Source organism: Streptomyces sp. P9(2023), from assembly GCF_032436795.1.
Classification (GTDB): Bacteria; Actinomycetota; Actinomycetes; order Streptomycetales; family Streptomycetaceae; genus Streptomyces.
On sequence record NZ_JAUPWM010000003.1, the window covers coordinates 430,762 to 445,888 of the forward strand.

The 15,127-nt window shown below is 70.7% G+C and carries 11 protein-coding genes; 3 read left to right on the forward strand and 8 right to left on the reverse strand.

Annotated features, from left to right (window positions below; all coding sequences use genetic code 11):
* Positions 1 to 196: 196 nt before the first annotated feature.
* From Q5762_RS06860 to Q5762_RS06885, 6 genes are all read right to left on the reverse strand, one after another.
* Complete coding sequence (locus Q5762_RS06860; protein ID WP_315891060.1) at positions 197 to 1,882, reverse strand: carbohydrate-binding module family 20 domain-containing protein; 1,686 nt, start codon at positions 1,880 to 1,882, stop codon at positions 197 to 199.
* A 134-nt stretch (positions 1,883 to 2,016) separates the two neighbouring features.
* Positions 2,017 to 3,087 carry a LacI family DNA-binding transcriptional regulator gene (locus Q5762_RS06865; protein WP_315891061.1) on the reverse strand — a complete coding sequence of 357 codons (1,071 nt, stop codon included), beginning with the start codon at positions 3,085 to 3,087 and terminating at the stop codon, positions 2,017 to 2,019.
* Complete coding sequence (locus Q5762_RS06870; protein WP_315891062.1) at positions 3,075 to 4,727, reverse strand: glycoside hydrolase family 13 protein; 1,653 nt, start codon at positions 4,725 to 4,727, stop codon at positions 3,075 to 3,077. The genes Q5762_RS06865 and Q5762_RS06870 overlap by 13 nt, the downstream gene beginning before the upstream one ends.
* Positions 4,728 to 4,777: 50 nt before the next feature.
* Positions 4,778 to 5,605 carry a carbohydrate ABC transporter permease gene (locus Q5762_RS06875; protein WP_315891107.1) on the reverse strand — a complete coding sequence of 276 codons (828 nt, stop codon included), beginning with the start codon at positions 5,603 to 5,605 and terminating at the stop codon, positions 4,778 to 4,780.
* Positions 5,606 to 5,625: 20 nt separating this feature from the next.
* Positions 5,626 to 6,639 carry a sugar ABC transporter permease gene (locus Q5762_RS06880; protein ID WP_315891063.1) on the reverse strand — a complete coding sequence of 338 codons (1,014 nt, stop codon included), beginning with the start codon at positions 6,637 to 6,639 and terminating at the stop codon, positions 5,626 to 5,628.
* 19 nt (positions 6,640 to 6,658) lie between these two features.
* Positions 6,659 to 7,936 (reverse strand): extracellular solute-binding protein, encoded by a 1,278-nt coding sequence (locus tag Q5762_RS06885; protein WP_315891064.1) that lies wholly within the window; start codon positions 7,934 to 7,936, stop codon positions 6,659 to 6,661.
* A 346-nt stretch (positions 7,937 to 8,282) separates the two neighbouring features.
* Here Q5762_RS06885 and Q5762_RS06890 point away from each other — a divergent pair, with 346 nt between their 5' ends.
* The 3 genes from Q5762_RS06890 to Q5762_RS06900 all read left to right on the forward strand — a co-directional run bounded on the left by Q5762_RS06890 (position 8,283) and on the right by Q5762_RS06900 (position 12,035).
* Positions 8,283 to 9,944, forward strand: a complete 1,662-nt coding sequence (locus Q5762_RS06890; RefSeq protein WP_315891065.1) for a glycoside hydrolase family 13 protein — start codon at positions 8,283 to 8,285, stop codon at positions 9,942 to 9,944.
* Positions 9,945 to 9,969: 25 nt separating this feature from the next.
* The gene (locus tag Q5762_RS06895; protein ID WP_315891066.1) at positions 9,970 to 10,998 is read left to right on the forward strand and encodes a LacI family DNA-binding transcriptional regulator; all 1,029 of its coding nucleotides are present in this window, start codon (positions 9,970 to 9,972) and stop codon (positions 10,996 to 10,998) included.
* A gap of 113 nt (positions 10,999 to 11,111) precedes the next feature.
* Positions 11,112 to 12,035, forward strand: coding sequence for a phosphatase PAP2 family protein (locus Q5762_RS06900; RefSeq protein ID WP_315891067.1), 924 nt, complete (start codon positions 11,112 to 11,114; stop codon positions 12,033 to 12,035).
* A 75-nt stretch (positions 12,036 to 12,110) separates the two neighbouring features.
* On the opposite strand, the gene Q5762_RS06905 is transcribed toward Q5762_RS06900, so the two are convergent.
* Together Q5762_RS06905 and Q5762_RS06910 are read right to left on the reverse strand one after the other, a co-directional pair.
* Entirely contained in the window at positions 12,111 to 13,679 is a 1,569-nt protein-coding gene (locus Q5762_RS06905; RefSeq protein ID WP_315891068.1) for an amidohydrolase, read from the reverse strand.
* The gene (locus tag Q5762_RS06910) at positions 13,589 to 15,124 is read right to left on the reverse strand and encodes an APC family permease (RefSeq protein ID WP_315891069.1); all 1,536 of its coding nucleotides are present in this window, start codon (positions 15,122 to 15,124) and stop codon (positions 13,589 to 13,591) included. Before Q5762_RS06910 ends, Q5762_RS06905 begins: the two co-directional genes overlap by 91 nt.
* Between the last annotated feature and the right edge of the window lie 3 nt (positions 15,125 to 15,127).

Genomic DNA, 15,127 nt, shown 5'->3' on the forward strand with positions numbered 1-15,127 from the left:
ACAACCCACGGGGGCGGCGCCCGAGACAAGACCGTTCAGCCCGGGCCCCGGGCACAGGGGCGGCAACTTCGCGCCGCGCCGGCCCCGCACGGGGCCGTTGAGCCCGGGCCCCGGGCACAGGGGGCGGCAGCTTCGCGCCGCGCCCGCTGCGGGGCGCAACCCCGGGCACAGGCCCCTTAAGCCCCGCCCCCGCGCGTCACGTGCGGAACGTGTCCGCCAACGTGACCTGCCCCGACGACGGCACCGTCGCCACGCGGTTCGCGCCCGATTCCCACGTCACGTTGCCCGACGCGTCCTTGCGGAGGTACTTGTACTCGAACGTCGTGCCCCCCGGCAGGGGGACCGTGACCGTCCACGTCGGGTACGACGTCGGCGTCAGCTTCAGCGCCGACGACGGCGACCAGTTACCCAGCTCCGCGCGGTTGCCCGTCACGTAGACGTCCTGGCCCACCGTCGTCGTCGCCGTGACCCCGAACGACGCTCCCGTCACCGACGACGACCCGCAGGAACGCGCGTTCACGTGCAGCGCCAGCGCCGTGTTCGCGCCCAGCGTCGCCGTGAACTGGCCCGACCCGTTCACCGTCACCGGCGTGCCGGACTGCACGTCGCAGTACGTCCCCGCCGCCAGCCCCGTCTGGAACGTCCGCGTCAGCGAACCGCCCTCGTGGTTCAGGACGACGTACGCCTTGTCGCCCCGCCCGAACGCGATCGCGTTGTTGCCGTTGTCCCACCAGTTGCCGACCGCCGTGCCCCGCGCCGCGTTCCGGAAGCCCACCATCGAGGCGATCTCCCGCCACGCGTGCTGACACTTCCAGCCGTCGGTGTAGCAGGCGTTCACCTGACCACCACCCGGCGCGCCCGCGTCCTTGTCCGACCACTCGTAGCCCGAGTGCACGTCCGGCGAGCCGTACGGCCACGCCAGCATGAAGACCGACGCCAGCGTGTACGTCGCGCCCCACTTGTAGTTCAGGGTGTCGCCGCCCCGCTCGGTGTCGTGGTTGTCCACGAAGACGCCGGACGAGCCCGACGCCATGTAGCCCCACGACTCACCGAAGTTGCTCAGGTACGACAGCTTCTCCGAGCCGAAGACGCGCTTCAGGTCCCGCGCGTAGCGGAACTCCTGCACATCCCCGTTCCCCAGGTACTCGCTCGGCGAGACCGCCTCGCCCGCCCCGAATATCGCCTCCTGCTTCCAGTAGACGCCCGGGTTGCTCAGCCGCGACTTGATGTTCGCGAGGTCCGCCGCCGGCATGTGCTTGGCCGCGTCCACGCGGAAGCCGTCCACGCCCAGCGACAGCAGGTCGTTCATGTACGCGGCGATCCGGCCGCGTACCCAGTCCTCGCCGGTGTCGAGGTCCGGCAGGCCGACCAGCTCGCAGTTCTGGACGTTGGCCCGGTCCTGGTAGTTGGAGATGGTGGCCCGGCAGTCGTCCATGTCGGCGCCCGAGTACAGGCCCGGGTAGTCGTACTTGGAGAACGAGGTCCCGCCCGTCCCCGTGCCCGACGCGTTCGCCATGTGGTTGATGACGGTGTCCGCGACGACCTTCACACCCGCCGCGTGACAGGTGTCGACCATCGACTTGAAGGCGGTGCGGTCGCCGAGCGGGCCGGCGATCTTGTAGCTGACGGGCTGGTACGCGGTCCACCAGGTCGGGCCCTGGATACGCTCCTGGGGCGGCGAGACCTGTACGTAGCCGTAGCCGGCCGGACCGAGCTGGTCCGTACAGGCCTTGGCCACCGACGCGAACTTCCACTCGAACATCACCGCGGTGACGTCCTTGGGCCCGGGTGCCGCCGCCCGTGCCGGGGCGGTCGGCGCCGTGACGGCCACAGCGGCTCCCGCCACCAAGGCGAGTGCAGCGGCCACGGTCTTTCTGGCCATGATTCCTCCTGACGACGTCCCTGTCGCAAGAAGTTGCCGAAATTGACAGCAACTGTTTTCAGCCGTGACCGTACGAGCGCCCCGAGGCCGGGTCAACCCTTTGGAACCCTCAATGGAAGGGATTACGCAAGGAGTTACAGCGAAGGCCCCGCCGGCGGCTGCGCCGTCGACCCACGCACCACCAGCTCAGGCTGGAAGACGAACTCCGTGCGCTGCACGGGGTTCCCCTCCACCTCCTCCAGGAGCGCGCCCACCGCCGCCGTCGCCATCGCCTGCACGGGCTGGCGCACGGTCGTCAACGGCGGGTCGGTGAAGGCGATCAGCGGCGAGTCGTCGAAGCCCACGACCGACACGTCACCGGGCACGTCGAGGCCCCGGGCGCGCACGGCCCGGATCGCGCCGAGCGCCATCAGGTCGGAGCCGCACACGATCGCCGTGCAGCCCTGGTCAAGCAGGATGTCGGCCGCCGCGTGCCCGCCCTCGACGCCGAACAGCGTGGGCCTGATGTACCGTTCGGCCTCCGCCCGCTCCATCCCCAATTGCTGGTGCAGCTCGGCCGTGAACCCCTCCGCCTTGCGGCGCGAGGGGACGTAGCGCGTCGGGCCCGTCGCCAGGCCGATCCGTTCGTGGCCCAGCTCGACCAGGTGCCGTACGGCCATCCGCGCCGCCGCCCGGTCGTCGGGCGAGACGAAGTTGGCGTCCACGCGCTCGTTGTAGCCGTTGATGAGGACGAACGGGACGCCCCGCGCGGCCAGTCGGACGTACCGTTCCGGATCGGCGCTGGCGTCCGCGTGCAGCCCGGAGAGGAAGATGATGCCGGTGACGCCGCGCTCCTCCAGCTGCTCGACCAGCTCGTCCTCGGTGGCCCCGCCGGGCATCTGGGTGCAGAGCACCGGGGTGTAGCCGTGCCCGGCCAGGACCTGTTCGATGACCTGGGCGAAGGCCGGGAAGATCGGGTTGGTCAGCTCGGGCACGACCAGGCCGACCAGGCCCGCGCTGCGCCGTTTCAGCCGTACGGGACGCTCGTAGCCGAGCACGTCGAGCGCGGCCAGGACGCGGTGCCGGGTCCCGCCGGCCACGCCCGCCTTGCCGTTGAGGACGCGGCTGACGGTGGCCTCGCTGACCCCGGACTGGGCCGCGATGTCCGCGAGCCGCGGGGCGCCGTTCCCGGCGCCCCGCGGCAGGGGGATCGTCACACCGCCCACCAGACGGTGGTGTCGGCGGGCAGCTCCACGATGTCGTCCTCGGGCGAGACCGGCTCGTTGGAGAGGAGGAACCGGCCGGGCAGCGGGACGGAGATGGCCCGGCCGGTGGTGTTGGCGGTGCAGCCGAAGCCGTCGCGGCGGAAGGAGAGCACACCCTCGGGCGCCTCCAGCCACTCGACGCCCTCGCCCGCACCGAGTTCGGGTCGCTCGCGGCGGACCGCGAGCGCGCTGCGGTACAGCTCCAGGGTGGAGCCGGGGTCCCCGGCCTGCGCCTCGACGCTGAGCCCGCCCCAGGTCGCGGGCTGCGGCAGCCAGCTGCCGCCGTCGCCGAAGCCGTACGAGGAGCCCTCGACGGTCCACGGGATGGGCACCCGGCAGCCGTCGCGGAAGCCGTCCTGGCCGGTGGCCCGGAAGAACGACGGGTCCTGGCGGACCTCGTCGGGCAGGTCGGTGACGTCCGGCAGGCCGAGCTCCTCGCCCTGGTAGACGTAGGCCGATCCGGGCAGCGCCAGCATCAGCAGCGTCGCCGCGCGGGCCCGGCGCAGGCCCAGCTCACGGTCGCCGGGCTCGCGCAGCTGGGTGCCGAGGCCCGCCGGGTTGGCGAAGCGGGTGGCGTGCCGGGTGACGTCGTGGTTGGAGAGCACCCAGGTGGTGGGCGCGCCGACCGGGCGCATCGCGGCGAGCGAGGCGTCGATGACCCGGCGCAGCTCGGCGGCGTCCCAATGGGTGCCCAGGTACTGGAAGTTGAAGGCCTGGTGCATCTCGTCGGGGCGGACGTAGTGCGCGGTGCGCTCGACGGTCGGGGTCCACGCCTCGGCGACGAGGACGCGCTCCCCGTCGTACTCGGAGAGCACCTGGCGCCAGGAGCGGTATATCTCGTGGACGCCGTCCTGGTCGAAGAACGGCATGACGTCGTTGCCGAGCAGCTTCAGCTGGTCGTGGGCGCCGATGTCGGGCAGCCCCTCGGCCTTCACCAGGCCGTGGGCGACGTCGACGCGGAAGCCGTCGACGCCCATGTCGAGCCAGAAGCGCAGGATGGAGCGGAACTCGTCGCGTACGGCGGGGTGTTCCCAGTTGAAGTCGGGCTGCTCCGGGGCGAAGAGGTGCAGGTACCAGTCGCCGTCCGCGGTCCGCGTCCACGCGGGGCCGCCGAAAATGGACTCCCAGTCGTTGGGCGGGAGTTCGCCGTCGGCACCCTTCCCCTGCCGGAAGTGGTAGCGCTCGCGCAGCGGGGAGCCGGGGCCCTCGCGCAGCGCGCGCTGGAACCACTCGTGCTGGTCGGAGGAGTGGTTGGGCACCAGGTCGACGATGATCCGCAAGCCGAGCTCGTGCGCCTCGCGGATGAGCGCGTCGGCGTCGAGGAGGTTGCCGAACATCGGGTCGATGGCCCGGTAGTCGGCGACGTCGTAGCCGGCGTCGGCCTGCGGGGAGGCGTAGAAGGGGCTGAGCCAGACGGCGTCGACGCCGAGCTCCTTCAGGTACGGCAGCCGGCCGCGGATGCCCTCCAGGTCGCCCATGCCGTCGCCGTTTCCGTCGGCGAAGCTGCGTGGGTACACCTGATAGATCACCGCGTCTCTCCACCAGCCCGTGTGCGTGCCGGTGGTCGGTGCGGCGGCCGGGGCAGCGAGATGCTGGGTCATGTCTTCCTTGATCGGTAAGGAGATTGCGTACGAGTACGAGAGCGGGCCGCTCAGCCCTTGACGGCGCCGGCCGACATGCCGGTCACCAGGTGCCGCTGGACGAAGAGGAACACCAGCGCGGCCGGTACGGCGATGAGGACGGAGGCCGCGGACATCGGCCCCCACTGGGCGCCGTACTGGTTGACGAACTTCTGCAGTCCGCCGGCCAGGGTGAGGTTCTCGTCGCCGACCATGAAGGCGGAGGCGTAGGCGACCTCGCCCCAGGCGGTGATGAAGGAGTAGAACGCCGTCACCGCGATGCCGGGCTTGGCGAGCGGCAGGATCAGCCGCCAGAAGGTGCCGAACGGGGTGAGGCCGTCGACCTGGCCGGACTCGTCGATCTCGCGCGGGATGGTGTCGAAGAAGCCCTTCATCATCCAGGCGCAGAACGGCACGGCGATGGTGAGGTACGTGATGACCAGGCCGGCGGGCTCGTTGAGCAGGCCCATCGACGCCATGATGTTGTAGATCGGCACGATGAGGACGGCGACCGGGAACATCTGGGTGATCAGCAGCGTCCACATCAGTCCGCGCTTGCCGGGGAAGCGGAAGCGGCTGATGGCGTAGCCGGTGGTGGAGGCGATGAAGACGCCGAGGACCGTGGTGAGTCCGGCGACGAGCAGCGAGTTGCCGAACCAGGTGAGGAACGGGGTGTCGTTCAGCAGGTTCGTGTAGTTCTCGAACGTCGTCTCCTTGACGAAGTCCGTCGTGCTCGCGTACTTGGCCGGCTTGATCGAGGTCAGGAAGACCCACAGGACCGGGAAGACGGCGATCACGGAGGCCACGATCAGGGTGGCGTGCAGCCCGACCGAGGCGAGCGGCGAACGGCGGTCGCGCATCGGTACGTTGGAGGCGGTGGTCACCAGACTTCTCCCTGCTTGCGGAGGACGCGCCGGTAGACCGCGGCGAAGACCATCAGGAGGACGAGGATCAGGACGCCCCAGGTGGACGACTGGGCGAAGTCGCGCGGGCTGATCTCGAAGGAGAACTTGTACGCCTGGGTGACGAGGATCTGGGTGGCCTCGCCGGGTCCGCCCCGGGTGAGCAGGAAGATCACCGGGAACATGTTGAACGTCCAGATGGTGCTGAGCAGGATCACGGTCGTGGAGACCGAGCGCAGGCCGGGCATGGTGATGTGCCGGAAGCGCTGCCAGGCGCTCGCGCCGTCCATCTCGGCGGCCTCGTAGAGCTCGCCGGGGATGGACTGCAGTCCGCCGAGGAGGGCGACCATCATGAAGGGGACGCCGAGCCAGACGTTGACGGCGATGACCGAGAACTTGGCCCAGGTGGGGTCGTTGAGCCACGGCAGGGCGTCGAGGCCGCCGCCGGCCAGGATCTGGTTGAGCAGGCCGCGGCGCTCGTCGTAGAGGAAGCGCCAGGCGAAGACCGAGACGAAGCCGGGCACGGCCCACGGCAGGATCAGCAGCATCCGGTAGAACGCGCGGCCCGCGATCTTCCGGTTGAGCATGTTGGCGAGGACCAGGCCGAGGCCGAAGGTGACGGAGACACACGCGACTGTCCACGCCAGCGTCCAGCCGAGGGTGGCGAGGAACTGGTCGCCGGTGAGCGCCTCGACGTAGTTGTCCAGGCCCACGAACTCGTACGTCGCCGGGATCTCGTTGACGCCGATGGACCGCGCGACGTTCCGCTCGTTGGCGTCGGTCAGCGACAGGTAGACGCCGCGGATCAGCGGGTATCCGATGATCACGCCGATCACCAGCACCACCGGGGCGACCATCGCCCAGGCGTACCAGTGGGTGGAGAGGGAGCGCCGCAGCGAGCCCCGGGACGTGCCAGTACCGCGGCTCCGGCCGCGGGCGACGCTGTCGCCCGCGGCCTTCGCCACCGACTGGCTGGGGGTGTCCACAGCCATCAGTCGGCCTGCCTTCCTTCTACTTCCAGTCCTTCAGGAGCTTGCGGTAGGACTCGCCGATGGCCTTGGCGCCGGCCTCCGGGTCGGTCTGACCGGTGAGGACCTTGGCGTACTCGACCTTGACCGGCTCGAAGAGGCTGCCGCCCTCGGGGATCCAGGGGCGCTCGACGGCCTTGTCGACGACCGGCTTGAAGAAGCCGATCATCTCGTTGCTCGCGACGTCCGGCTTGACGTAGACGGACTCACGGGTGGGGAGCAGGCTGAGCTCCTTGGCGATCTGCGTCTGGGTCTCGACCGAGGTCATGTACTCGGTGAAGGCGTACGAGGCGTCCAGGTTCTTGGAGCCCGCGTAGATCGCGAGGTTGTGGCCGCCCTGCGGGGCGCCCTGGCCGGCCGAGCCCGCCGGGACCGGGGCGATGCCCAGGTTCGCCTTGTCGGCGAACTCCTTGCCCGCGAAGGTGTCGGTGACGGCCCACGGGCCGTTGATGATCATCGCGACCTTGCCGTCCTTGAAGGCGGCCTGCATGTTGTCCCAGCCGTTGGTCGCGTCGGTGATCGCGGCCTTGGAGTCGACCAGGTCCTTCACGGTCGCCAGCGCCTTGACGCCGTTGGCGTTGTCGACGGTGACGGTCTTGGTCTCGGCGTTGACCAGGTCGCCGCCCTCGCCGTAGAGGAAGGAGAGGAACCAGTACGGGTCGTCACCGCGCAGGTACATGCCGGTCTTGCCGGTCTTCTGCTTGATGGTGGCGGAGGCCGTCTTCAGTTCGGCGATGGTCTTGGGGACCTCGACGCCGGCGTCCTTGAGGATCTTCTTGTTGTAGAAGATGCCCATGGAGTCGATGACCTGCGGCACGGCGTAGGTCTTGCCGTCGTACTTGGTGGACGCGGCGGCCTGCTTGAGGAAGTCGCCCTCGTCCTTCAGCGCCGGGGTGCCTTCGAGCGGCTGGAGGTAGCCGAGGCTGGCGAAGTCCGGGGTCCAGGCGACCTCGGAGCGGATGACGTCGGGGGCGCCGGAGCCGGACTGCGCGGCGTTCTTGAACTTGTTCTGCGCCTCACCGAACGGCACGTTCACGTACTTGACGGTGACCTTCGGGTGCTTCTTGGTGAAGTCCTCGGCGATCTTCTTGAAGACCTTGTCCTCGGAGCCGACGGTGGAGGTGTCCCACCAGGTCACGGTGCCGGAGAGCTCACCGGAACCCTTCGAGCCGCCGTTCGCCGAACCGTCGTCACTACCGCAGGCCGCCAGGGTCACGCCCAGGGCCGCGACCAGCGCGGTGGCCGCTATGCCACGCCGCATGTGAACTCCTTCAACTGATCCCGGGGTGACGAGGGGCTGGAACCTGCCTCATGCGACCGCTCCCTCGCGGCGCGCCGGGTTGCCAGGAACGTAACAGGGATGAAAACGCGCCGAAAGACGTTGCGAGAACTTTCTGCAAGGAACGGCGATCGTTACATCGGCGTGTCCTGAAGGTTGCCGACGAGTCGCTTGACAGCGGACCTCAGGCCCCCCACAGGCCCTCTTGCGGCTGCCAACCCACCCTGCAAGTCTTTGCATCATCTCTTGCAGGACCGTTTCACGGCCGCTCCGACCTCGTTGTCAGTACGACGCCCTGCCCCCGGAACACGCGAGAGGGACACCGCACATGGCCCACGAGCTCACCTCACCGTCGTTGTCGGACTCCGCAAGCTCTTGCGCAAGCGCCGCCCGCCCCGGCTGGTGGCGGGACGCCGTCATCTACCAGGTGTACGTCCGCTCCTTCGCGGACAGCGACGGCGACGGGGTCGGGGACCTGCGCGGCGTACGGGAGCGGCTGCCGCACATCGCCGGGCTCGGCGCGGACGCGGTCTGGCTGACGCCGTTCTACGCCTCCCCGCAGGCGGACGGCGGCTACGACGTGGCGGACTACCGCGCGGTGGACCCGGTCTTCGGGGATCTGGCCGACGCCGACGCCCTGGTGCGCGCCGCGCACGGGCTCGGCCTGCGGGTCATCGTGGACATCGTCCCCAACCACACCTCCGACCGGCACCCCTGGTTCACCCAGGCGCTCGCGGGCGTGGGCCGGGACCGGTACGTCTTCCGGCCCGGGCGGGGGCCGTGCGGCGCCGAGCCACCCAACGACTGGGAGTCGGTCTTCGGCGGCCCGGCGTGGACCCGGGTCGCGGACGGGACCTGGTACCTCCATCTCTTCGCGCCCGAGCAGCCCGACCTGAACTGGAAGAACGCCGAGGTACGGGGCGAGTTCGACTCCGTCCTCCGGTTCTGGCTGGACCTGGGCGTGGACGGCTTCCGGATCGACGTCGCCCACGGCATGGTCAAGGCGGAGGGCCTGCCCGACATCGGGCACGGGCAGCAGGCGAAGCTGATCGGCACCCAGCGGCTGCCGTTCTTCGACCAGGACGGGGTGCACGAGATCCACCGCGGCTGGCGCCGGCTCCTGGAGTCGTACGGCCCCGACCGGATCGGGGTCGCGGAGGCCTGGGCGCCGACCCCTGAGCGGCTCGCCCTGTACGTACGCCCCGACGAGCTGCACCAGGCCTTCAACTTCCAGTTCCTGAACTGTCCGTGGGACGCGGCGGCGCTGCGGTCGGTCGTCGACGAGTCGCTGCGCGCCACGGCCTCGGTGGGCGCGCCGACGACCTGGGTGCTCTCCAACCACGACGTGGTGCGGCACTCCACGCGGTACGGGAGCCCGGCACGCGCGCGTGCGGCGGCGCTGCTGATGCTGGCGCTGCCGGGTTCGGCCTACGTCTACCAGGGCGAGGAGCTGGGGCTTCCGGAGGTCCTGGACCTCCCGGACGAGCTCCGCCAGGACCCGGCGTTCCTGCGCGGGGACGGGCAGGACGGGCTGCGCGACGGCTGCCGGGTGCCGCTGCCGTGGACGCCGGACGGCGCGTCGTACGGGTTCGGCCCTGGGGGCTCCTGGCTTCCGCAGCCGGCCGAGTGGGCGGCGCTGAGCGTCGAGGCCCAGAGCGCCGACCCGTCCTCCACCCTGGAGCTGTACCGCCGGGCGCTGAGGGTCCGCAGCGACCACCCGGCCCTGGGCGCGGGCGACGGGGTGGAGTGGCTGGACGGCCTCCCGGAGGGGGTGCTCGCCTTTCGCCGCCGGTCGGACGACGGTGACGTCGTGGTCACCCTGAACACGACGGACGGCGAGGTGGATCTTGAGCTGACCGGCTCGGTACTGCTGGGCAGCGCGCCGGCCGGCCCCGTACTCCCCGCCCCCGCGGGGGAGTTCACCGACCGCGCCGCGCACGCCCACAACGTCCGGGTTCCCGCCGACTCCTGCGTTTGGTGGGCAATCTGACGTGCGACCGGTACAGTCCAATCCCATGACCGCGCGGCTCGCCGACATCGCAGCCCAGGCGGGGGTCAGTGAAGCCACAGTCAGCCGCGTGCTCAACGGCAAGCCCGGTGTGGCCTCGGCCACCCGTGAATCCGTGCTTGCCGCACTCGACGTCCTCGGCTACGAGCGTCCGGTACGGCTGCGGCAGCGCAGCGCCGGGCTGGTCGGACTGATAACCCCCGAACTGGACAACCCGATCTTTCCCGCGCTCGCGCAGGTCATCGGGCAGGCCCTGACCCGGCAGGGTTACACCCCCGTGCTCGCCACGCAGACCCCCGGCGGGTCCACCGAGGACGAGCTCACCGACATGCTGGTCGAGCGGGGCGTCTCCGGGATCATCTTCGTCTCCGGGCTGCACGCCGACACCACCGCCGATATGACGCGCTACGACCAGCTGCGCGGCAAGGGCGTCCCGTACGTCCTGATCAACGGCTTCTCCCCCAAGGTGCAGGCCCCGTTCGTCTCGCCGGACGACCGGGCCGCGATGCAGCTGGCGGTGACCCATCTCGCCGCGCTCGGGCACACCCGGATCGGGCTCGCGGTGGGCCCGAAGCGGTTCGTGCCGGTGCTGCGCAAGATCGAGGGGTTCCAGCGCGGGATGCGGGAGCGGCTCGGGCTCTCCACGGAGGAGTCCGAGGAGCTGATCCAGCACTCGCTGTACACGCTCGAAGGCGGACAGGCAGCGGCCGGGGCGCTGATCTCGGCCGGCTGCACGGCGATCGTCTGCGCGAGCGACATGATGGCGCTCGGCGCGATCCGGGCGGCCCGGCAGCAGGGGCTCCAGGTCCCCCGGGACGTCTCCGTGGTCGGTTTCGACGACTCCCCGCTCATAGCGTTCACCGACCCGCCGCTGACCACGATCCGGCAGCCCGTGCAGGCGATGGGGCAGGCGGCGGTGCGGGCGCTCCTGGAGGAGGTCGGGGGCACCCCGGCGCCGCACAGCGAGTTCGTCTTCATGCCTGAGCTGGTCGTTCGCGGTTCAACGGCTTCGGCTCCCAGTCAGGGAAATCCCTGACCGTACCCCTGAAGGTCCCCCCTGGTCCCTCCGACTCAAGGCGGAGCGTGTGCGCCTCGAACCCGTCGGAGGGATGATCGGACGAGGGAATGGATCTGGCAGACTCTCCTCCTATGGGTGAAGCGACCGTGAAGAGTTTGGAAGGCCGGACGGCGGCCAGCCCGTCACCCATGCCGGACGGTGACGGAGCGCGGGCCCGACTCCGCATGCCACGACGACCCAGGATCTGGTTCGAGGTCCTGCTCATCGGCGTCAGTTACTGGACGTACTCGCTCATCCGCAACGCGGTACCGGAGCAGAAGACCCAGGCGCTGAAGAACGCCGACTGGATCTGGGACGTCGAGAAGAGTCTCGGGCTCGCCTTCGAGGAGACCGTCAACCAGGCCGTGAACTCGGTGACATGGCTGATCGTGTCGATGAACTACTACTACGCCACGTTGCACTTCGTCGTGACGATCGGTGTGCTGGTGTGGCTGTACCGATGGCATCCGGGCCGTTACGCGGCGTCCCGCACGGTCATCTTCGCCACCACCGGCGTGGCCCTGCTCGGTTACTACCTGTATCCGCTCGCGCCGCCCCGGCTGATGAACGGCCAGTCCTTCATCGACACCGTGCTCGTCCACCAGACCTGGGGCTCGATGGCCTCGGGCAACCTCAAGCACATGTCGAACCAGTACGCGGCGATGCCGTCGATGCACATCGGCTGGTCGCTCTGGTGCGGTCTGACCATCTTCGCCCTGGCCTCGGCGCCCTGGGCGCGCATCCTGGGCCTGCTCTACCCGGCCGCCACGCTGGTCGTCATCGTGGCCACCGCCAACCACTTCTGGCTGGACGCGGTGGGCGGCATGATCTGCCTCGCGTTCGGCTTCCTCGTCTCCTACTTCTGGTACGGCACCACCCCGAAGGGCCTGCCCAAGCTGGTCGAACCGGCCATGCCGGTGGCCCAGGGCGGCCCACGACGGGCCGCGGCGGACCGCGATGCCGCAGATGCCGAGTCCTCCGAGTCCGCCTCCGAGAAGGAGCACGCGGGCCGGTAAGGCCGCTACCCGGCCACGCGTGGTCACGCCGGCGAGGTCAGATCCGGCGCCACTTCTGGTAGTACGCGCCCGGCGTCAACCCCGGTGGGTGACGCGGCCGCCCGCCACCGTGAGGCGGATCGGTGCCCCTTCCGACTCGTCGGCGGGGGCCGTCGCCGGGTCGAGGGTGAAGGCGGTCAGGTCCGCGCGTAGGCCCGGGGCGATCCGGCCGCCGAGGTGCTCCTCCCCCGCCGCGATCGCCGCGTGCGTGGTCATGCCCTCCAGGGCCATCAGGCCCGTCAGCCCGTGTCGGGCCGAGGCTGCGCCGCGGGGGGCCTGGGCTGTGGCGAGGACCTGGCGGGCGTCGTGGTGGGCGATGGGCCAGTCCGAGCCGAGCGCCAGACGGGCGCCCGCCTCGCGCAGGTCCCGGCAGCGCCAGGCGCGGTCCGCCCGGACGTCCCCGAGGCGCTTCGACCACTCGTCGGTGTGGTCGGCGCGGGTGTACGCGGTGTGCGGGGGCTGCATCGAGGCGACGACACCGAGGGCCGCGAACCGGCCGAGCTGGCCGTCGGGGACCGTCTCGATGTGTTCGATCCGGTGCCGGGGGCCACCCGCGCCCAGGGCCTCCACCGTGTCCAGGACGTGCCTCACCGCCGCGTCGCCGATGGCGTGCGTGGCCGTGCCGACGCCGGCCTCGTGGAGGTGGTGTACGGCGGCCGAGTACGCGGCCGGATCGGGCCAGAAGGCGTCCGTGCCCTGGCCGTGGCAGTCGGCGTGCTCCAGCCAGGCGGTGCCGCCCTCGACCGTGCCGTCCATGAAGAACTTCACGCCGCCGACCCGCCACAGCCGCCCGGACCGCTCCTGGAGCCGTACCAGCTCGTCCAGCTCGTCCGCCGTCGCACCGGGCATGCACCAGGGCGCGAGCCGGAGCCGTAGCGGAAGGTCCCCGTCGGCCTCCACGGCCGCGAGCAGCCCGGGTACGTCGTGGCCGCCGAGGTCCATGACGTGCGCGCCGGTCAGTCCGGTGGCGGCCATGGCGGCGAGCAGGTCGACCAGGCGGTCGCGTCGCTCGGCGTAGGGGCGGCTGGGCAGCAGGGGCGTGAGGAGGTCCATCGCCGCGTGCTCGATCAGATGGCCCGTGGGCCGCCCCGCCCCGTCGCAGACGATCTCGGAGCGCTGGGCGAAGGTACGGGGTCCTGAGATGCCGGCCGCCTTCAGGGCCGCCTCGCTCGCCAGGGCGGAGTGTCCGTCGTAGAGGCGCAGGAAGGCGGGGGCGCCGCCGAGGACGTCCTCGATCTGCTCGCGGTGGATCGGCCGGCCGCCGAAGACGTTGTGGTCGAGGCCGAAGCCCACGATCCAGCCGTCGCGGCGCTCGGCCGTGGCGAGGACCGACCGCAGTTCGTCGAGGTCGCGTACTGCGGAGAGGTTCGTGCCCGTGGCCATCTCCAGGCCCCAGACCGGGTGGCTGTGCGAGTCGGTGAGCCCGGGGGTGAGGGTGGCCCCGCCGAGGTCGACGGTCTCGGTGCCGGCGCCGCGCCAGTCACGCGCCTCGGTGTCGTCGCCGACGGCGGTGATCAGTCCGTCGTGGACGGCGACAGCGGTGTGGCCGGTGAGCTCGGGTGTGCGGACACGGGCGTTGACGAGGACGAGGTCGGGTGCGGGCACTGAGCTACTCCTTCTTCGGGCTCTGCGGCGAAGTTCGCGTAGACCTCGGGGCGCGTGCGGCGGAGCCGGTACGCGAGGAGGAGCCCGAGGACGAAGACGGCGGGGACGAGGGAGATCAGGACGGTGTTGACGGTGGTGGAGGCGCCGGTGAAGAGGTCGACGTGGGTGACGACGAGGCCGATGGCGACGGCGAGCAGCACGAAGGCGGTGACGGGGGCCACCACCGTCCGCAGCCTGCCCTCGTCGTGGCTGATCCGGCGGAAGAAGAGCGGTACGGCGAGCGCCGCGAGCAGTTGCAGGACCATCAGCCCGATCATGCCCGGGGTGTTCACCCAGAGCAGCAGCTGCTGGTACGGGTCGGCTCCGGCGGCCGCGAAGCCCAGGACGACGGCGGCGCCGAGCACGGTCTGGAGGATCCCGGAGACGTACGGGGAGCGGTGGCGCGGGTGGATCCGGCCGAAGGCGGCGGGCAGGACGCCCTCCTCGGCGAGCGCCAGGCCGTAGCGGTTGATCGCGTTGTGGAAGGCGAGGAGCGAGGCGAGGACGCTGGTGACGATGAGGATGTGCATCAGGTCGGCGGCCCAGGCGCCCACGTAGGTGGTGATGGCGGCGAAGAAGAGCCCGCCGGGGTCGTCGGTCGCGGCCTGCACCACCTTGTCCTCGCCGAAGGCCTGGATGACGGTCCAGACGACGAACGCGTAGAAGAGGCCGAGGAAGGAGACGGCGATGTAGGTGGCCCGGGGGATGGTGCGCGCGGGGTCGCGGGCCTCGCGGCGGTAGATGACGGTCGACTCGAAGCCGGTGAAGGCCGCGAAGGCGAAGGCCAGGACGGCGGCGGTGCCGGGCACGAGCACGTTGTCCGGGGCGAAGGACGCGAGCGAGAGCCCGTCCGCGCCGCCGTCGAGGAGCACGCCGCCCGCGAGGAGGACGAGGATGCCGGTCTCGGCGACGAGCAGGACGCCGAGGAGCTTGGCGCCGAAGTCGATGGAGCGGAAGCCGCCGTACCAGACGAGCAGCAGCCCGGCGAGGGAGACGGGGAGCCAGGGGACGTCGATGCCCCAGAGGGCGCCGGTGGTGTCGGCGGTGGCGGTGCCGAGCAGTCCGTAGACGCCGATCTCCATGCCGTTGTAGCCGAGCATGGCGAGCAGGGCGGCGGCGATGCCGACGGGCTTGCCGAGGCCTCGGGTGATGTACGCGTAGAAGGCGCCGCCGTTGCGGACGTGCCGGCTCATGGTGGTGAAGCCGACGGCGAAGACCGCGAGGGTGATGCCGGCCAGCAGATAGCCGGCGGGGGCGCCGATGCCGCCGAGGACGACGGCGACGGGGGCGACGCCGGCCATGACGGTGAGCGGGGCGGCGGCGGAGACGACGAAGAAGGAGACGTCGGCGGTGGAGAGCGTGCCGGTTCTCAGCCCCTTGGGAGCGTCGGGGGTGGGTGAGGACATGGG